Origin of the sequence: Arthrobacter methylotrophus (genome assembly GCF_039539965.1) — a bacterium.
GTDB lineage: Bacteria > Actinomycetota > Actinomycetes > Actinomycetales > Micrococcaceae > Arthrobacter > Arthrobacter methylotrophus.
On record NZ_BAABED010000001.1, the window covers coordinates 3756057 to 3773397 of the forward strand.

Below are 17341 nucleotides of genomic sequence, written 5' to 3' on the forward strand. Positions count from 1 at the left end.
TCTTTGGCGTAACCGGTGACTTCGCCGGTAGAAGCTCATGTCGCGGTGTATGACCAGACTGAAGGTATGGCTGCCCGTGTCTCGGTCGAGGCAGGCTTTGCCCTGGGCTGGAAGGAATTCGTCGACGATGCCGGCCGTTCCGTCAGCCCGAAAGGCATTCCGCGGCGCCATCGCAAGCTGCCACCAATTTCGAAGGAAGAAACAGAAGCCATGACCGATGCAACACCCACCGCACAGCTTTCCGCCGCCGGCGTGTCCACCTGGTTGGATGACCTTTCACGGGAACGTCTTTCCAGCGGCAGCCTGCAGAAGCTCATCAGCTACGACGCCAGCGGTGCTGCGCAGCAGGCCATCGAGCAGCACGTCCCGGCCCTTGTTGAAGACCGGATTGCCACCAGGATTTTCGCGAAGGACCACACGTTGTGGGGTCCCGATGCGGAGTCCGAGTCCGCCGTCCGTCTTGGATGGGTGGACGCGGCGACCGTTTCCCGGTCCTTGGTCGAAGGAATCCTGGAACTCCGGGATGCCCTCAGGGCAGAAGGTGTCTCCCGCATTGTCCTGTGTGGCATGGGCGGTTCTTCGCTTGCTCCGGAGGTCATTGCCGGCACCGCCGGCGTCGAGCTGACCGTGCTGGACAGCACCGACCCCGAACAGCTCGGTGCCGCCCTGACGGACCGCCTGGCCCAGACCGCTATCGTGGTCTCGTCCAAGTCCGGCTCTACCGTGGAAACCGACTCGCAGCGACGGGTGTTCGAGCAGGCCTTCACCTTGGCCGGCATCGATGCCAAGAGCCGCATCATCATCGTGACCGATCCGGGGTCCCCGTTGGACAAGGCCTCCCGGGAAGCCGGCTACCGGGCCGTCTTCAACGCGGACCCGAACGTCGGCGGCCGGTTCTCGGCGCTCACGGCTTTCGGGCTGGTCCCCAGCGGCCTCGCCGGAGTCGATATCCAGGCATTCCTGGACGAGGCCGAGGAAGCAGCGGAGATCCTGAACGAGGACTCCCCCGAAAACATCGGGCTCCGGCTCGGCGCTGCCCTGGGCGGCACCACCCCGCTGCGCAACAAGATCCTCATCGTCGAAGACGGCTCCGGCATTGTCGGTTTCGCGGACTGGGCCGAACAACTCATCGCCGAGTCCACCGGCAAGCTCGGCACGGGCGTGCTGCCGGTCGTTGCCGGTCCTTCCGCCCCCGAGGTCAGCAGCGGCGCGGACGACGTCCTGGTGATCCGCCTGGTCGGTGCGGACTCCGACGTCGAACTCGGTGAGAACGAAGCGGCGATCGCCGGTGGCCTGGCCACGCAGATGTTCCTCTGGGAATTCGCCACCTCGGTCGCAGGGCGCCTGCTGGGCATCAACCCCTTCGACCAGCCCGACGTCGAGGCGGCCAAGATCGCCGCGCGCGGCCTGCTGGACGCCCGTCCCGAACCCACCCCCGCCGCGTTCACCGACGGCGCGATCGAAGTACGCGGCGGTGACTGGCTCCGTGGTGCAGCCACCGCAGAGGAAGCCGTCGGGGCCCTCTTGGGAACGCTCGATGACGACAGTTACCTCAGCGTCCAGGCCTACTTCGACCGGATCGCGTACGCCGGGTTCGAGGGTGTCCGTGACGAACTCGCCCGCCTCAGCGGCCGCCCGGTCACCTTCGGCTGGGGTCCGCGCTTCCTGCACTCCACCGGACAGTTCCACAAGGGCGGGCCCGCCATCGGTTCATTCCTGCAGGTAACGGCTTCCGCGAACGGCGACATCGCCATCCCGGAACGGCCATTCACTTTCGGCCAGCTCATCACGGCCCAGGCCGCCGGCGATGCCCAGGTCCTGGAAAACCACGGCCGCCCGGTCCTGCGCCTACACCTCACAGACCGTACAGCCGGGGTCGCCCAGCTCCAGGACATCATCGCTGCGCTTGGCGCCCGGCCTGCCCTCGTCGCGGCAAGCTAAGGCCCACCAACAGCTGTGCCAGAAACCGAACACGCAGCTGGTGGGTAACCTGCCAGCCGCAGGCGCGCTTCCGGCACATTAATCAGCGTATTTCCCGGGTCCGGCAGCTTCGGAACACCGACCGAGGCACGGAACAGGTCGACCGATAGGAAGTCTCGTCCGCCTGGGCGATGGCCAGCAGATTAAATACGTAGGCATCAACGGCCTGGACGGCCAGTGATTCCACGGGGAATCGATGGAATCTGAGTCTGTAGTTGGTGAAGTTACGGAAGCCGTCGGCGATTCTGCGAGTGGTTTCGACGCCGCCATTGATCGTTTCGGTGGGTCCGTTGGAGGCGCCGTGGGTGTCAAAGTAAGCCAGGATCGCGGACTTCCATTGTTTGCGTGTCCGGCCCAGTCGGGAGACCTCGGGGATCGGGCAGGACGGGAAAGAGGAGATCACCTGGCTGACGAGTTCCCAGCCCCGTTCCGGCCGCGTGGTAAGATGTTGCGGAGCTTCTGGTAGCACTGCCAGGCCAGGCTGACTTCGTGGTTCGGGTCTCCGGCAGCGAGTTTCGCATCGCGCCGGGCGGATTGTTTTTCGGTGAGGTGTTCGACGCCGATCCGCAGGGTCCGGCGGATTCCGTAGAGCGGGTTGCCCTTGCGGCCGCGGTGCTCGAGGGTTTCCTGCTGCACGCTGCGGCGGACCTCATCGACCATGGCTGATCCCAGTTTCACGACATGGAAGGCGTCCAGGATGGTGATGGCTTCGGGCAGTTCGTCGCGGATCGCGTTCGCGTAGCCGCGGAACGGATATAGCGCCGCCGCTTTGGTGCCAGCGGTGAATTCCTCGCCGCGGGCTTTGAGCCAGTCAGCGTAGGCTTTCCCGGACCGGGACGAGGTCTGGCAACAGGGCATGGGCGGAGACCGAGGCGTCAAAACGCTGCAGGCCGGCGGTCGCCCACGCAACGGCCCTGGCCGTGAGTTTCTCGCCCGGGGCCCGGCCAACGCATGTTCTTCGGTGAAGGTGGTTCTGGGGCAGTCAGGGTCCGGGCAGCGCCAGACACGCTTGTCCCACAACGGCCGCACCGGCCGCCCGAAACAGGGTGCGTCATGGAGCCGGACCTGTCGGCGGCCGTGACAGAGCAGACGTGGATGCCTTCGACACCAAGAAGCGCGTCTGCGAAGGGCCGCATATCCTCGCGAAGAAGGCTGTCTCCTTCAGCAGCCCTTAAACCGCACAGAGCCGACACCGTACGAGGTGGCGACGTTGATCGGTTTGGACGTGTTGATCATCTCGCGGCACAGCTCGTCCTTGAACTCCTGGATAATCGTCTGCGTGATGGGGCCGATGTCTACCTTCAGCAGACCCCTGTTCTACGGGGCCCCTGTCCGGGATCTCCTCGACAACTCGTGCCCCCCGCTTTCACGGCGGTCATTTGATCCTGGTAATAGGTTCACGAATTTGGGTATCTACTAGGTCCATTCCGGGTTGCATTGAGATCGCGGTGGGTCCACTGAGCGGCTAATTATGGTTGACCCGGCCGATGCCGGGCACACACGTGAAAAAAGCAGGCTGCTGGACGGGCGCAAATGGGACTACGAGCCATTGACCGCCATAAAATTCCACGTACGAATCCGGGGTGCAACCTGCGTAGGCTTCTTCTCGCGTCATATTGATCTGCCTTTCTCGCTAGGTAGTGAGTTATCGGGAAGGGTACTGCCAGCGGGGTACTGGCCATGCCCTTGAGATCTACAACTTCTCCCTCTCATTGTGGAATGCGTCACATACACTATTCATCCGTGGCCATCACGGATTTCTCCACGGAAACCAGTACTGGAGCCAGTACTGAAGCTGTCGGGTCGTCGTTGAGCAGATCAGGGACTCCCCCGGTTTTGTTGACTCCCTGACCTAGCAAGCGAGTGCTCGTGGAAGGATGTTGACCATGCCCACACCTTATGGGTCGGAGTTCAGCCAGGATGTTATTGATGTGGCCCGCAAGGGCGAGGCGCCGCCGCTCGCTCATACACCCCGTCACGATCTCACGCCAGAACGCCCGCTCGGTGTCCCGCCTCAATGACGGATTCCCGGGCGATTTCATGACAGGTCTGGCCGTCGCCATTTTCATCCAGCCCGCCGACCTGCCCACCTCGGTCGCTTGATCAGAAGATTGTCCACCCTTGCGGGGCGTGACCCATCAGAGTGCTGTTCCTTTGGTGACCTCTACCTGGACTGGCGCCGGCCGGTGACGGCCATGACCACATCCGTGAAGAGGAAGGTAGGAATGACCGCCATGTCGATCGTTGCTCATGCCCATCCATTTGTCGTGGGTGTCGACACGCACGCCCGAAACCATGTCTACGCCATCCTCGCCGGCACCGTGGCAACCCACGGATTCCCAGTCGCCGAAGCGCCGGGCATGGATGCCAAGAAGCGCCGTGGCATGGGCAAGTCCGATCCCCTGGACGTCCACCAGATCGCCATGGCCCTGCTGCCCCTGCCGGTGAAGAAGCTGCGCCGACCACGCCTTCATGCCGGGGTCCGCCAGGGCGTGCGGATCCTGGTCACGGCGAGGGGATCCATGGGCAAGGGCCGGACCCGGTCGGTCAACGCGCTCAACGCACTGGTGCGCGGCAATGATCTGGGCATCGATGCCCGCCAGAAGCTCACAGGCGCTCAGATCAACGAGGTCTCAAAGTGACGTTCCCGCGAGGAAGAGCTTGCCTTGTCCATCGCCCTGCTGAGGCCGTACGACTGGCCAAACACGCCCTGGCGCTAGATAAACAACTCACGGCCAACGAGAACCAGCTGGACGAGCTAGTAAAGGTCAGCGAGGCCTCACCGCTCCTGGAGGGTGACCGGCGCTTGCCCGGCCACCTCAGTGGCTTGATCAGAAGCATGCCCGACCTCGCGGGGTCGTGGCTCATCACAGGTATGCCCCGAAGTGATTCCTTTCCGGGTCGGCGCCGGTCGTCAGCGACCGGATCCTCACCCCTGCAAGGAAAGGAACCGGACGCTGTGAGCATCGACTGAACCGTGGCGGAGACAGGCAACTCAACCGGGGGTTGAATGTCATCGCGATGGTCCGAATGGTCCACGAGCCCGACACCCTGCCTCCGTCCACCGCCGACGCGCCGAACACAAGACCGACGGTGAGATCCGCCGCTTCGTTGAATCGATCCGGCCCCACCCACCGGCTCACAGGATCGATGGTCTCGCTGCTGCGGATGGGCCTACCTGCCAGGCTGCATTTTCCTCAAGCATCTTTTGCGCGGCAGCCCTTTAGTCCGTCATGCAGAGGGACTCTTCAGGCCCTTCCCGGACCTTGTCTTTATCGCCGGCTGGTTCTGTTTGATGGGAAACCATCGACGAGTAAGTGTGAATGACCGTGGTGAATTCAGTGTTGAGCACGGATGTAGAGCAGTGCTTGTTGAACATAGGTTGGACAGTGATCGGCGTCACATGCGCTGAAGATAATGGAGGCAGATCATGTCGAGTTCAGTCGGATTGTTAGTCACGTTTGAAGCGAAATCGGGCAAGGAGGCCGAACTGGCTGAGTTCCTCAAGTCTGCTCGGGCCCTCGTTGTTGATGAGCGTGACACGTCCACCTGGTATGCGTTCAGGATCAATGCCAACCAGTTCGGAATTTATGACACTTTTCCCGGTGAGGAAGGTCGTCAGGCGCATCTCGCCGGAAAGGTGGCCATAGCCCTTGGGACGAAGGCGCATGAGCTTCTCGTCTCCCCGCCGGAGATCCAGCCTGTTGATGTCTTGGCCTTCAAGTAACCCCGATCTCGAAATCGTTTTTCATCGATACCCCTTACTAGTAAAAGGATGTAAGCATGGCAAATGAGCAGAACACCAAGAAGCGCATGATCCTGAACGCGTTCGACATGAACTGCGTGGTGCATCAGAACCCTGGGATGTGGGCGCATCCTGATGATCAATCCCACCGCTATAAGGACGTAGACTACTGGACCGATTTGGCAAAACTCCTTGAGCGTGGGGGATTTGACTGCCTCTTCATTGCAGATGTCCTCGGCTTCTACGATGTTTACGGCGGATCACGTGACACCGCACTTCGCACTGCAGCCCAGGCGCCTGTCGGAGATCCGGCTATCCCGGTGGCAGCGATGGCGGCTGTGACGGAAAGGCTGGGATTCGGGGTTACGAAGTCACTGACTTACGAACTTCCGTATTCTTTCGCTAAGACGATGACCACTCTGGACCACATCACAAAGGGCCGAGTCGCCTGGAATATCGTGACGTCGTATCAAGCGAGCGCAGCCGAGAACCTGGGGCTGGTCAAGCAGATCCCGCATGACGAGCGTTACGCGGTGGCGGACGAGTTCATGGAGGTTTGTTACAAGCTTTGGGAAGGGTCGTGGGAGGACGACGCCGTGGTTAGGGATAAGAAGAACCGTATCTTCACGGATCCGTCTAAAGTCCATAGCATCAACCACGAGGGGAAGTATTACAAGGTTCCCGGTGCCCACCTAGGGGAGCCGAGTCCACAGCGCACTCCATTCCTGTTCCAGGCGGGCACATCCAAGAAGGGCATGGAGTTCGCCGGGAAGCACGCTGAGGCCGTGTTCGTCATCGGCACCAGCCCGGAAGAGCTGCGCCCCACTGTGGACAAGCTGCGCCAGCAGGCCGCTGCGGCAGGCCGGGACCCCCGCAGCGTGAAGATCATCGTGATGTTGACCCCGATCACGGCACCGACGGATGAGGAAGCCCAGGCCAAACTTGAGGACTTCAACCAGTACGTAGACATGGACGCGGCACTGACCCTGTTCGGCGGCTGGACAGGCATCGATATGTCTTCAGCGGCGGCAGATCAGCCCCTGGAGAGCATGGAGAGCGACGCCATCCGGGCAATGATCGAAATGCTGACCGGCGTTGACAGTGAGATTGTCTGGACCAAGGAGCGGCTGGCGAAATGGCTGTGCATCGGCGGATTTAGCGCTTCAGTGGTTGGATCGCCGAAAACCATCGTCGATGAGATGGAGCGATGGATGGAGATCGCCGATGTCGACGGCTTCAACCTTGGCCGCGTCATTGCACCCGGGACCATGAAGGACTTCGTGGACCTTGTCGTTCCCGAACTGCGCAAGCGAGGTCACGTCCCGCAGGAACCGCTCGCCCCCATGACTATGCGTGAACGTCTCACAGGTGACTCTCGACTCCCGTCAGAACACGCTGGCGCCAGCTACAGGGTGGGCGCTGAGGCATCGGTTTCCCGATAAAGTCAAAACACTAATTGGGGCGACCTCTGGTTCCAAGGAAGTCAAGTCCGCCCCAAGGCAAGTCGGATTGTGTGGCATTTTGAATTACACACCGGTTTCCTGAGGGCGAAGCTACCGGCGGCCACCGATTTGAGGATCGGTGGCCGCCACTCTTTCCGGGCAGTATTCTTCTACGATGAGACTCGACACATGCCAGCTCGGGAGAGCGCGTTTCTAGCCACGGAGCCAGTCGCTCTAATCCAGGAATTACACAATTTCCGCAAGCGGAGTGAGTCCAACACCCGCGGAAATCTACGTGTCACAACAGGCCCCGTATTGTTGGTGGCTGCACGTTGGCCGCTCCGCACGTGCCTACTCTTGTCCGATCAGTTCGAACTACGCATGAGACCGGTTGAAGGCTTCCGGTTGAGTGTAGTGTTTAACTGCCACACCTTTGGGGGTTCAGAGAGGAATCCATTCAATGCCGGCAGACTCCAAGCAACTGCAATCTGGGTCGCTCCGTGACCGGGGTATCACCGCCAGGGAGTGGGAGGTGCTTCAGGCGGTTCTTGACCACCTGACGAACGGCGAGATTGCTGCCGCCTTAAGTATCAGCGTACGCACCGTGGAGAGTCATGTCTCGAATCTCTTGACGAAGTTCGAGGTCACTGACCGCTCGGGGTTGGTGGCTGCTGTGCAGGCTAACCAAAACGCTGAGCCAGTGCGACTGGAGGCTCCCCCGTCATTGCTACGCATGGCCAGCGCAGGTGAGTTCGTGGGCCGGGGCCCAGAGCTCCGGCAGCTCCACAATGAGTGGGGCAAGGTGCAGGGAGGCGCGCAGGGCCTTGTGCTGATCTCGGGCGATGCAGGCATTGGAAAGAGCAGGCTGGTTGCTGAGTTCGCGCGACAAATATCAGTCACTGATGATCCAGTGGTGCTGCATGGACGTTGCGATGAAGACGTGGCAGGCCCTTTCGAGGCTCTCGGCCAGGCCCTAGCCCCCTATCTCCGTGCCTGTGATCCGGGACGTTTGGCGGCGGAACTTGGTGATCTAGCTGAAGAATTGAGCCGGATTGTTCCAAATTCCGGCCTTCGTTTACCAAGGGTTCCCGTTGACGCGATGCACTCAGATCCGCACTTTATCCGTTCTCGGCTGTTCGATGCCGTCACCCGCGTTTTCCGTCAAGCATCGACGTCTTCTCCGGTGCTACTCGTAGTTGATGATTTGCACTGGGCTCCTGAGCCAACACTCCTTCTGCTCAGGCACCTCATGCAGAGGGGGATGCTTGAACGTACGCTGATAGTCTGCACTCTTCGCCCGGGATACTTTTCAGATGCCTTGATCGACTTTCTAGGTGAGCTGCGCCGCGATGCAATGCCGGTTCAGCTTGAGTTGGGCGGATTGCATCGGCTCGAGGTAGCCCAACTGTTGGGTGCAGATGTGGGGTCGGCAGTGTCCCGCGATGATATCTTCTCTGAACGCTTGGCCTATGACATCTTCTCTGAAACACGGGGAAACCCTCTGTATGCCGGAGAACTGATCCGTAGTCTGGGGGAAGATAACGGACCGAGATCAGCAGGCAATGCAGATGTACCTCACGGAGTAAAGGACATCGTTGCGGCACGCGTTCGGCGACTTAGGCAAGAGACGCAAACCATGTTGGGGATGGCCGCTGTTTTAGGCCAGGCATTTGAACTAAGCGTGCTCCAACGACTCGCCGAGGTTGATGATCAGACTCTCTTGGAGGGAGTGGAGGAAGCAACGCAAGCGCAGCTCTTGTACGATGTCACGGGGATTTCCCCAGGCGCTGTTGAACGCTATGAGTTTGTGCATGCCATCGTGCGTAAGGCAATAATTGAGAGCGTCTCGCCTGCTCGGGTGCGTCGAATCCACGCTGCAGCGGCTGCAGCACTGGAGCAATTGTTTTCGCACGCCTTGGAAGAGCGGGCAGATGAGATCGCACGGCACTTGGTTCAAGCGGGCCCGATTTCAGACCGGCAAAATATTATGCGATATCTCACGATGGCCGGCAGGGCCGCCCTGGGCAGTTCCGCGGCAGAAGAGGGACTTCGCTATCTGAATCAGGCCATGGTGATTATGGATACGGCCGAAGCCTCTGACCGTGCGGAATTGTGGTTCCAGCGAGGCTTGGCGTTGCGTATGATCGGTCGTTGGCCCGACTCGGTAGCCTCGCTGCGCACCGCCCTGAACATCTACGCGGAAATGGGCGATGTTAGAGCCATTTCCCGCACGAGTTGCGAGGCCACTCACACTATGTTTTGGTTTTTCCGGATGAAAGAAGCTCGCGATTTGGCGGCTTATGGACTCGAGAGGCTTGGCAGTCACGAGGGCGCAGAACGAGGAAGGCTGCTTGGCGCATTGTCATTTGCCCAGGCGTGGAGCGGTGAGTACGAGTCAAGTGTGGATAATATCCGTCGAGAGTTGGAAATAGCGTCCCGGCTCGAGGATACGGAGCTTCGAGGACATGGCTTGGCTATGCGAGCTATGCAGCTTCCTGCATTCCTCGAGCACACGGAGGCGGTCGCAGCGGGATACGAGGCTTTGGAGATACTACGCCACTCCAGTGATGTCTGGACATTGACAAGCATGCTGGGCTTTTTGAACTACACACTTGTTGGTTTAGGTCGCCTAGGTGAAGCCCGCGCGATAGGCGCAGAACTTGCCCCAATCGCGGTTCGAGTGGGCAATTACGCCGCCCAACAACAACACACACGTATGAACGCCATGATCGAGTTCTTTCAGAACGGAAGTCCGGCCGCCCTTGAGAGATTTGCGCGCAAGGACCTCGCATTCTGTCATGCCGTTGGTCTAGCAACGCCGGAGCATTCGCTTGCATGGCTTGGGTTAGCCAAATTTCTCGCCGGCGAATGGGAGGAGGCAAAGGAGGCATACTCAGCCGCTCTTGAGACAGAAGCGGAGACAGGCATGGTCGGGTGGGGATGGTCTGCCCTGTTTGAGTTGCTCGCATACATGGGAGATTCTCAGGCCGCGATGAGTTTGCTTGAAAAGAATCGAAACACCTTTCCGCAGCTGGATAAGGCCAACACATGCGGCTCATGGGTGGCGGCGCTTACAGCCGTAGAAGGTCTAGTAGTTTTGGGAGAGCTGAAGCAGGCCGCCGAATTGCTTCCTGCTATCGAACAATGTATCGAGCGTACCGGCGTTGTGTGCATTGAATTCCGAGCCGGTCGCCTGGTCAAACGTTCCGCTGCGATTGCCGCCGCGGCCGCTGGTGACTGGACTCGCGCAGAACGGTACTTCCGTGAAGCTCTTCAGGATGCTGAGAGCATTCCCCATGTTGTGGAGCGCGCCCATACGTTGAGGTTTCACGGAAAGATGCTTCTTCAAAGTGGTGAAAAATCATCGTCCGAGCGGGCAAAGTCGTATCTGCGAGACGCTCGTGCTACATACATGAAGCTCACGATGCCTCGTCATGTTGCGATCTGTGATCTGGACTTGGAACCGAACCAGACTGCGAGCAGATTGCCGGGATTCGCCGACACTGGCCATTGATGAACTGCAGACGCTTCTGACTTGCCAGCGGCGCCGACGCCGCACGTTCGTGTGAGGTTCCAAGGAACCCGCACCTCAACGGGACGTGAGGTGAGTCTTTAAACCGCACCATCGGAAGTCAGGCTTACGCCGAAACAACACTTAGTCATTTGTCGAGGAGTTTCAATTGAAAAAAGACCCAACAAGATGTAATTCTTCACGTACCCCGCAGTCCCAAGCGGGTCCGAACGGCTATTTCCAGATCACCGGCGTGGTTGGTCATGGAGACCATCGTGGACGGCTGCTCGGCTTTCCGACGGCCAATATCGCTATACCGCCAAATAACTTGAGCAATGGCGTCTGGGCGGGCACAGTTCACCTTGGCTCTCAACTTGACCGCTCGCTCTATGTTGCGGCTATATCAGTCGGCGACCGGCCGACCTACTACTCAAGAGGTCAAAGTCTGCTGGAGGCGAACCTTCTGGACTACACCGGCGATCTTTACGGGCAGAGCCTCGTGGTGACGCTGCACACCCTGATCCGTTCACAACGCAAATTCGCCGGCACGTCTGAGCTCGTGGATCAGATCCAGGACGACGTTGCACGTGTTCGCAGTTGGGCTGCGCAAGCCGGCTTGGGCGGCTACCTCGGTGAGGAATAAAGAGGACCAATCGCCCGCTTCCGATCCCGTCAGGACCAGACGCCTCGCGCAGGAGACGTTGCAACTTCCGTGGAAAATACTCAACAATTGCCCCACTGTCGGATTTCCACAGGCACAGAGCTAGTCCATGTGACCGGTCGAGAAATACTGTCTTTCGCCGTAACCGGGTCGGCGAGGGACCCTGTGGCGAACAGCATCCGGAGCGGCTACTTGATGCGCCACGCGGTCTGCAGCTTCAAGGTGGCATCCGTCGGTCCCCAACACGGTGCTAAGCCTGTTCCGTGCCCGGTCCGAGAGGGTGTCGCCGCCCCGCAGGAGCAGTCGGCGGTTGGCCCACACCGGATCGATGGAGCGTCCCCGCCGGCCATGGACCTGCTGGGCGAGCCGTTCCCGGACTTCGGTGAGCATGTCCTTGCCTAGCTTGACCAGGTGGAACGCATCGACCGAGACTGCGGTGCGCGGGAGCCACATCCGCATTGCCTTGCGGAACGCCGCTGAGGGGTCGATCGCGACGACCTGTACGCCCGGTCCCATTGTGGAGCGGCCGGGCGAAGAGCCAGTCTCCGACGCGCCCCTCACTGTAGCGGCCGTCCACGATCCCGAGCACCTGTCCGGCGTCCAGATCGACGACGGTGCTCATCCGTGGCGAGGCATCAACGTTTGGCGTTGTCAGGGTCGCGGAGTCCAGAGCCCGCTTGACCGCCACCATGAGGCACCGAACGAGGAGGAAGCCACAGCGCCTGTCCTCCCGACCCGGTCACGGTAGCCACGAGGGCGTAGCGGAGCCGGCGGGCGGCCTCGACGCGGACCCCTCGCAGCCCGAACGAGGACCTCGATATCTGTGACACGTTATTCACAGGCAGGTGAAAATGGCGGTGCCGACACCGTACGCGGAGTGCGGACGGCTGAGACCGGAGTGGGCGTATGGGCAGCTGCTCCTCGTCACTCGCCCTTTCCGGAAAGGTCCATTGTGTAGCACACAGCCGTGCCTTCAAGGACGATCGTCCCGTCGTCGCGGACAACCCAAGTCCTAAGCTTGGTAATCGGCTTGTCCTCGCGCGCTTCCATGACTAATACGTGCCCCGTTATTACGTCTCCGGGACGGACGGGTGCCTTGAAGTCCCAGTTAACATTCAAAAAAACTGTACCGGGACCAGGCAGCTCTTCCGCCACAACGGCGTTCAAGATGGCGCTGGTGACTCCGCCTTGAACCACTATTTCCCCAAACCGGGAGGCCTTTGCCGCCTGCGGGTCATAGTGGAGGGGATTATGGTCACCGCTGATCTCGGTAAATAGCCCGATGTCGCTGTCCGTGATCGTTCGTGACAGCTGGGCGGTTTGTCCGACAACGGGCCGGGTGCGGGTTTGGTTCAGGGTCATGTCTGACCTTTCTTGTAGTAGGTGTCGCCGGTCCCGTGGTTGTCACCCGCGCCCCAAGCCCAGACCGTCCGCTTGAACTTCTCTTGCTCTGAGCCAATTCAGCTTGGGGAAGGTGTCCCAACAGAATCACGGTTATACGCATCCGGGTCAATCCGTACTGGGTTCCGTGTAGAAATCCGTGATGACCACGGATGCACCATGTCTGTGACTCATCCCACACTGGAAGGGAAATGTTGTGGATCCTGAATCTGAAACTGTTGGATCCGCGCTGGCTCTCGATGAGCCGGGGGCGCCAAATTCTTCCGTCGAATGGACCTTGAGGGCCATGGGCACCTAAGCCATCCGGGCAGGGTGGCGTTACCCCTACAAGTTTGCTTCGAGATCATGGATATCAATCAGAAGGACCCATTCGGCCTTTATGGCCGTTTGCCGAATCGAAGGGACCAAATCGTGAATCCGACAGCTAACGCGACGCGTGCGGTGTATAGCACTACGAGTGATATTGTGCGTAATTTGGCGCTTGTCAGGGATGAGATCGCGGACACGGCGGCCAAGATTGATGTGCAGGAGTTGGCTGGTCTTGCGGGGCATCTTGGCCAGCCGGGCCGGGTGTTCGTCGCCGGGGCGGGCCGGAGCGGTCTGGTGTTGCGCATGGCCGGGATGAGGCTGATGCATTTGGGTTTGACGGTCCATATTGCCGGGGATACCACTACTCCGGCAATCGCGTCCGGGGACCTGCTCTTGGTGGCTTCGGGGTCGGGAACGACCTCGGGTGTGGTCAAGTCCGCGGAGACCGCGGCGAAGGCCGGGGCGCGTATTGCCGCGTTCACCACTAATCGGGAATCGCCGCTGGCCGGGCTGGCCGACGCGTTGGTGATCATTCCTGCCGCGCAGAAGACCGATCATGGTTCGAGTGTTTCGCGCCAGTACTCCGGTTCCCTGTTCGAGCAGGTGTTGTTCCTGGCTACCGAGGCTTTGTTCCAGTCGCTGTGGGAAAACGCCGACGAACCGGCTGAACAGCTGTGGCTCAGGCACGCCAACCTCGAATAACCACCCCCGGGTTACCGGCCCCGGTCTGGCTGGCCCCGGGTTACTGGTCCCTGGTTTAGCGGGGCCCCCGTTTTTTCCATCACCATCTCTGCAGTTCCCTACAGAAAGATAAAATCATCATGAAACTCCAAGTTGCCGTGGACCTCCTCACGACCGAAGACGCTCTCGAACTGGCCGGCAAGGTCGCCGAGTACGTGGACATCATCGAGTTGGGTACCCCGTTGATCAAGGCTGCCGGGCTTGCTGTCGTCACTGCTGTGAAGGAAGCCCACCCGGACAAGATCGTTTTCGCTGACATGAAGACCATGGACGCGGGAGAACTTGAAGCCGATATCGCTTTCAAGGCCGGCGCGGACCTGGTTACCGTGCTGGGTAGCGCTGATGACTCCACCATTGCCGGTGCGGTCAAGGCAGCCAAGGCCCACAACAAGGGCATCGTGGTTGACCTTATCGGTGTGGCCGACAAGGTTAGCCGTGCGAAGGAAGTCCGTGCGCTGGGTGCGAAGTTCGTCGAGATGCACGCGGGCCTGGACGAGCAGGCTCAGCCCGGTTACGACCTGAACGGTCTGCTCAGCGCCGGAGCCGAAGCCCGTGTTCCGTTCTCCGTGGCCGGTGGCGTGAACCTGTCCACCATCGCCGCCGTGCAGCAGGCCGGCGCTGATGTCGCCGTCGCCGGCGGCGCGATCTACGGTGCAGCCGACCCGGCCCTGGCAGCCAAGGCACTGCGCGCCGCCATCATCTAACCCCCCGTCTCTGGTGGCGTCCCGCGGCCTTGCTCAGGGCCAACACCCGCCCAGACCCGTCAGCGCTAACCACCGCCTGGTCCGAATCTCGCACATTTAACTACAGCCATAGGAGTTCCTCTGCCATGTCCAGCACCTCTCTTATCGACAACCCGCCCCTTGCCTCCCAAGCGCCCGCAGCCCCATCGGCTCCGTTAAGCGGCCCGCTGGAGGGCGCGCCCGGCATAGTCGGACTCCCTATGGCGATCGCCGGAGCATTTGGTCTGGGCCTGGTCAACACCGGGTTTGTGCCCGCCGGCGCAGCTGCCGCTGCATTACCCACAGTGATCGCGGCCTCTGCCGTTGGCCTGCTGCTGGCAGCCGTCTGGGCCTGTGCGCTCGGGCAGAACGTATCAGCTGGCATCTTCGTGTTGTTCTTCGGTTTCTTTGCCACTTATGGCACGCTGTCGCTAGGACTCATCAATGGATGGCTTGGCATTCCCTCGAATCAGGTGGTGAACGCTCAAACACTCTGGCTGACATGCTGGCTGGTCATTTTCGTGATGCTCACACTTGTGACGTTGCGTCTGCCCTGGGGTAACGCCCTCATGCTCGTGTTCGTCGACATCGCCCTCGTCCTGCTCCTCATCGGCACCGTGCAAGGCAACGCCGGCATGATCAACCTTGGAGGTTGGTTTACCTTCGCTTTTGTTGCAGTGGCCATCTATTTCTACATCGACGTGATGTGGAGCCAGACCGGTGGCCGTGGACTGCCCCTCGGGAGGCCGCTCGTCCGCTGATCAGTTCGGTCTCCGGGGACCGAGTGACGTCGCCGCGGGCACGGTCCCGCTGCGACGTCACGGGTCGGAGCGACGCCAATCTGCCCGGTCCTGCCACGGAGACCAGATAGGAGCCACAAGGTCTTTGTCATCAGCCCCATCACACCACCGATACGCCGACATCCTGCAACAGGAACCGGCTACAACGACGAACAAATGCCACTCACGTCCCTCGCCGTTGACTCGAATCGACTTTCAGCCAGCCAACGATCTTTCGGGATACAGGCACGCGAAGGATGGATCATGTGCATCGAAAACGTATCACTGGGCTTCGGCGTAGCTCCGGTGCAGACGTCAACAATTCCCTCAGCGCACGCCGTGGTAGCGATTGTCATCGAGTGTCGGGGACAGATCGCAATGTTGAAGCGAAGTCAGCTTCTCGACCACGACCGAGGCCTGTGGCATTGTATCTCCGGCTACCTCGAACGCGGAGCGACGCCCCGGCAACAGGCTCTCGAGGAGCTCTTCGAGGAAACGGGCATACTCGCAACAAACTTGCTCGACTTCCGATCTGGGCCTGTCCTGGTGATTCATGACGATGACGGGAGGCCGTGGCTTGTCCACACCTTCACCGCCGTCACATCCCAGCGCCGGCTCGAAATCGACTGGGAGCATGATTCATACCGCTGGACAGCGCCAGGCAAGGTCAAGCGCTTTGCCGACCGCGTACCTTGGCTGGACAGCGTGCTTCATGCAACCGGATTCCTCGCACCCTAGACGCCATACCCCAACTGGATCTTCAGCCTTGTTGACCTTCGGACGAGGTAATCGCGCCAAACTTGGCATATATCGGCATCTTCAAGGCCACCGGGCTGGGGCACCGATCCCGGTCCGCTGCCGGTGGACAGGACCGCGGCCTAGGCTCTGGCTGCGGTGGTGCTGGACGCGGGCGTTGACGTCGCACAGTCCGAGAACATGCACGATGACCACGGGATTTCCCAGCAGCTGGAATTCCTTCTTGGTACGGGCTACAAGAACCCGATGGCGCCGATCCTTATCAACGCCGTCGGGCTGCCCCTGGCCGGCGGCGACGTGTCAGCCAGGATGCCTGGACCAACGAATGGTTGGAGAAGGAGGGCGGTCACTCGGCCCACGAAATCCGGAAGCGGGCTGCCTCCTAGGCCGCGGTGGCCGGAGACTCCACCGTCACGAACCGGTGGTACTGGCCGGCGCAGGAATGGATGACCGGGTTCGGGGTGATGACCACCGTCTCGAAGGAGCCCTGATAATGGAAAGAACGGTCGGTGCAGAAACCCGCGCCGCCATTCAGGCGCTGACCGTTGAGCATGCCATGTGACCCTACAACGGCACAGACCCGTGAATAGCCCGAGCAGGGCATAGGCGACCACACCGGAGGTATCGCTCCGGACAATAGGCGGGTCTGGAAATCAGACAGCCGGGTCGATGACGACGGTGTGACCAAGATGTTCGAGCTTGGCTACCAGCCGTCGGGTATGGGCCTCGTCGCGCCGGTGTTGCAGCCAGTTGGATCCGAGATCGCGGTAGGGCTCATTGCGTTCCAACATGTAGTAGACGCTGACGAGGATTGAAAGCGCGGCCGATCTGGGCACTTGGCACCATGGCGGGAGGCGATCCAGGCCTGTTTCGCTAGGAGGCGGGTGTTCTTGCTGCGAGCTGCCGACGCAGCTAACCCGACTCCGGCCCGCACTTGCGGGGCTGTGTCGTGGTCAATGTTCAAATTGCTCTGTGCCACGACCCTGTGAGCATCGCTCCCGTTCTAGGAATCTCCATCCCGAGAAGTCAGGCTGCAAAAACGCCAGTCCGGCCCGACTAAATCCGCAACTCAAAGCCACAATCTGGAGCCCCCTGTCGGATTCGAACCGGCGACCCCCGCCTTAGCCTCAGACGCCTATGTGCGCCTTGAATATGGTCGCTCTCCCCCGAATCTAGGGGTTTTTGCAGGCAACGACGGGTGATGAATTGTCATTGGTTGACGCTGATTAAGGTGAGTTAAAGGTGAGTCGGTTGCAACGGCCCGCTTGCTGTCGGCCCTGCAAACGACACAGGT

Annotated in this window: 22 protein-coding genes; 14 read left to right on the forward strand and 8 right to left on the reverse strand. The window is 60.5% G+C overall.

Features of this window, described 5'->3' with window-relative positions; genetic code table 11:
- Nucleotides 1-15: 15 nt before the first annotated feature.
- Nucleotides 16-1941, forward strand: coding sequence for a glucose-6-phosphate isomerase (locus tag ABD884_RS19385; protein WP_345049981.1), 1926 nt, complete (start codon nt 16-18; stop codon nt 1939-1941).
- Nucleotides 1942-2023: 82 nt separating this feature from the next.
- Here ABD884_RS19385 and ABD884_RS19390 read toward each other — a convergent pair whose 3' ends face one another.
- Together ABD884_RS19390 and ABD884_RS19395 are read right to left on the reverse strand one after the other, a co-directional pair.
- Entirely contained in the window at nt 2024-2383 is a 360-nt protein-coding gene (locus ABD884_RS19390) for a transposase (RefSeq protein WP_345049987.1), read from the reverse strand.
- A complete protein-coding gene (locus ABD884_RS19395; RefSeq protein ID WP_345049995.1) occupies nt 2380-2838 on the reverse strand; it encodes a transposase in 459 nt (152 codons plus the stop codon). The genes ABD884_RS19390 and ABD884_RS19395 overlap by 4 nt, the downstream gene beginning before the upstream one ends.
- A gap of 188 nt (nt 2839-3026) precedes the next feature.
- On the opposite strand from ABD884_RS19395, the gene ABD884_RS19400 reads away from it, so the two are divergent.
- The 4 genes from ABD884_RS19400 (at nt 3027) to ABD884_RS26235 (ending at nt 4954) form a co-directional block, all read left to right on the forward strand.
- On the forward strand, nt 3027-3155 hold the full coding sequence (locus ABD884_RS19400; protein WP_345050009.1) for a hypothetical protein: 129 nt from the start codon (nt 3027-3029) through the stop codon (nt 3153-3155).
- Nucleotides 3156-3909: 754 nt separating this feature from the next.
- The gene (locus tag ABD884_RS19405) at nt 3910-4083 is read left to right on the forward strand and encodes a hypothetical protein (protein WP_345055342.1); all 174 of its coding nucleotides are present in this window, start codon (nt 3910-3912) and stop codon (nt 4081-4083) included.
- The gene (locus tag ABD884_RS19410) at nt 4080-4622 is read left to right on the forward strand and encodes a hypothetical protein (RefSeq protein WP_425548296.1); all 543 of its coding nucleotides are present in this window, start codon (nt 4080-4082) and stop codon (nt 4620-4622) included. The genes ABD884_RS19405 and ABD884_RS19410 overlap by 4 nt, the downstream gene beginning before the upstream one ends.
- Complete coding sequence (locus ABD884_RS26235; RefSeq protein WP_425548297.1) at nt 4619-4954, forward strand: hypothetical protein; 336 nt, start codon at nt 4619-4621, stop codon at nt 4952-4954. Before ABD884_RS19410 ends, ABD884_RS26235 begins: the two co-directional genes overlap by 4 nt.
- Nucleotides 4955-5203: 249 nt before the next feature.
- On the opposite strand, the gene ABD884_RS19415 is transcribed toward ABD884_RS26235, so the two are convergent.
- Nucleotides 5204-5359, reverse strand: a complete 156-nt coding sequence (locus ABD884_RS19415; protein ID WP_345050012.1) for a hypothetical protein — start codon at nt 5357-5359, stop codon at nt 5204-5206.
- 51 nt (nt 5360-5410) lie between these two features.
- On the opposite strand from ABD884_RS19415, the gene ABD884_RS19420 reads away from it, so the two are divergent.
- The 4 genes from ABD884_RS19420 to ABD884_RS19435 all read left to right on the forward strand — a co-directional run bounded on the left by ABD884_RS19420 (nt 5411) and on the right by ABD884_RS19435 (nt 11321).
- Complete coding sequence (locus tag ABD884_RS19420) at nt 5411-5707, forward strand: putative quinol monooxygenase (RefSeq protein WP_028266008.1); 297 nt, start codon at nt 5411-5413, stop codon at nt 5705-5707.
- A 56-nt stretch (nt 5708-5763) separates the two neighbouring features.
- Complete coding sequence (locus tag ABD884_RS19425) at nt 5764-7167, forward strand: LLM class flavin-dependent oxidoreductase (protein WP_345050022.1); 1404 nt, start codon at nt 5764-5766, stop codon at nt 7165-7167.
- A gap of 460 nt (nt 7168-7627) precedes the next feature.
- Complete coding sequence (locus tag ABD884_RS19430) at nt 7628-10681, forward strand: ATP-binding protein (protein ID WP_345050025.1); 3054 nt, start codon at nt 7628-7630, stop codon at nt 10679-10681.
- A gap of 166 nt (nt 10682-10847) precedes the next feature.
- Nucleotides 10848-11321, forward strand: coding sequence for a riboflavin kinase (locus ABD884_RS19435; RefSeq protein ID WP_345050030.1), 474 nt, complete (start codon nt 10848-10850; stop codon nt 11319-11321).
- Between the two features lie 120 nt (nt 11322-11441).
- Here ABD884_RS19435 and ABD884_RS19440 read toward each other — a convergent pair whose 3' ends face one another.
- Nucleotides 11442-11855, reverse strand: coding sequence for a transposase (locus ABD884_RS19440; RefSeq protein WP_345050036.1), 414 nt, complete (start codon nt 11853-11855; stop codon nt 11442-11444).
- 1 nt (nt 11856) lies between these two features.
- On the opposite strand from ABD884_RS19440, the gene ABD884_RS19445 reads away from it, so the two are divergent.
- On the forward strand, nt 11857-12087 hold the full coding sequence (locus ABD884_RS19445) for a hypothetical protein (protein ID WP_345050040.1): 231 nt from the start codon (nt 11857-11859) through the stop codon (nt 12085-12087).
- 176 nt (nt 12088-12263) lie between these two features.
- Here the strand turns inward: ABD884_RS19445 and ABD884_RS19450 are convergent, their stop codons facing one another.
- A complete protein-coding gene (locus ABD884_RS19450) occupies nt 12264-12701 on the reverse strand; it encodes a MaoC family dehydratase (RefSeq protein ID WP_028266004.1) in 438 nt (145 codons plus the stop codon).
- Nucleotides 12702-13151: 450 nt separating this feature from the next.
- On the opposite strand from ABD884_RS19450, the gene hxlB reads away from it, so the two are divergent.
- From hxlB to ABD884_RS19470, 4 genes are all read left to right on the forward strand, one after another.
- On the forward strand, nt 13152-13751 hold the full coding sequence (gene hxlB, locus ABD884_RS19455) for a 6-phospho-3-hexuloisomerase (RefSeq protein WP_345049957.1): 600 nt from the start codon (nt 13152-13154) through the stop codon (nt 13749-13751).
- A 119-nt stretch (nt 13752-13870) separates the two neighbouring features.
- Nucleotides 13871-14494, forward strand: a complete 624-nt coding sequence (gene hxlA / locus ABD884_RS19460) for a 3-hexulose-6-phosphate synthase (protein ID WP_345050051.1) — start codon at nt 13871-13873, stop codon at nt 14492-14494.
- Between the two features lie 125 nt (nt 14495-14619).
- Entirely contained in the window at nt 14620-15273 is a 654-nt protein-coding gene (locus ABD884_RS19465) for a GPR1/FUN34/YaaH family transporter (protein WP_345050053.1), read from the forward strand.
- A gap of 282 nt (nt 15274-15555) precedes the next feature.
- Nucleotides 15556-16029, forward strand: a complete 474-nt coding sequence (locus ABD884_RS19470; protein WP_345050055.1) for an NUDIX domain-containing protein — start codon at nt 15556-15558, stop codon at nt 16027-16029.
- A gap of 81 nt (nt 16030-16110) precedes the next feature.
- On the opposite strand, the gene ABD884_RS19475 is transcribed toward ABD884_RS19470, so the two are convergent.
- From ABD884_RS19475 to ABD884_RS19485, 3 genes are all read right to left on the reverse strand, one after another.
- Nucleotides 16111-16242 carry a hypothetical protein gene (locus ABD884_RS19475; protein WP_345050059.1) on the reverse strand — a complete coding sequence of 44 codons (132 nt, stop codon included), beginning with the start codon at nt 16240-16242 and terminating at the stop codon, nt 16111-16113.
- Nucleotides 16243-16429: 187 nt separating this feature from the next.
- Complete coding sequence (locus tag ABD884_RS19480; RefSeq protein ID WP_345050063.1) at nt 16430-16651, reverse strand: hypothetical protein; 222 nt, start codon at nt 16649-16651, stop codon at nt 16430-16432.
- A 49-nt stretch (nt 16652-16700) separates the two neighbouring features.
- Nucleotides 16701-16883: a hypothetical protein gene (locus ABD884_RS19485; RefSeq protein ID WP_345050067.1), complete on the reverse strand. Its 183-nt coding sequence runs from the start codon at nt 16881-16883 to the stop codon at nt 16701-16703.
- Nucleotides 16884-17341 lie beyond the last annotated feature (458 nt).

Coding starts and splice junctions, on each gene's coding strand:
- ABD884_RS19415 (WP_345050012.1), bottom strand. CDS start 5,359: ATGTTCAACAAGCACTGCTCTACATCCGTGCTCAACACTGAATTCACC.
- ABD884_RS19470 (WP_345050055.1), top strand. CDS start 15,556: ATGTGCATCGAAAACGTATCACTGGGCTTCGGCGTAGCTCCGGTGCAG.
- ABD884_RS19395 (WP_345049995.1), bottom strand. CDS start 2,838: ATGCCCTGTTGCCAGACCTCGTCCCGGTCCGGGAAAGCCTACGCTGAC.
- ABD884_RS19420 (WP_028266008.1), top strand. CDS start 5,411: ATGTCGAGTTCAGTCGGATTGTTAGTCACGTTTGAAGCGAAATCGGGC.
- ABD884_RS19425 (WP_345050022.1), top strand. CDS start 5,764: ATGGCAAATGAGCAGAACACCAAGAAGCGCATGATCCTGAACGCGTTC.
- ABD884_RS19405 (WP_345055342.1), top strand. CDS start 3,910: ATGTGGCCCGCAAGGGCGAGGCGCCGCCGCTCGCTCATACACCCCGTC.
- ABD884_RS19440 (WP_345050036.1), bottom strand. CDS start 11,855: ATGGGACCGGGCGTACAGGTCGTCGCGATCGACCCCTCAGCGGCGTTC.
- ABD884_RS19430 (WP_345050025.1), top strand. CDS start 7,628: ATGCCGGCAGACTCCAAGCAACTGCAATCTGGGTCGCTCCGTGACCGG.
- ABD884_RS19480 (WP_345050063.1), bottom strand. CDS start 16,651: ATGCCCTGCTCGGGCTATTCACGGGTCTGTGCCGTTGTAGGGTCACAT.
- hxlA (WP_345050051.1), top strand. CDS start 13,871: ATGAAACTCCAAGTTGCCGTGGACCTCCTCACGACCGAAGACGCTCTC.
- ABD884_RS19465 (WP_345050053.1), top strand. CDS start 14,620: ATGTCCAGCACCTCTCTTATCGACAACCCGCCCCTTGCCTCCCAAGCG.
- ABD884_RS19450 (WP_028266004.1), bottom strand. CDS start 12,701: ATGACCCTGAACCAAACCCGCACCCGGCCCGTTGTCGGACAAACCGCC.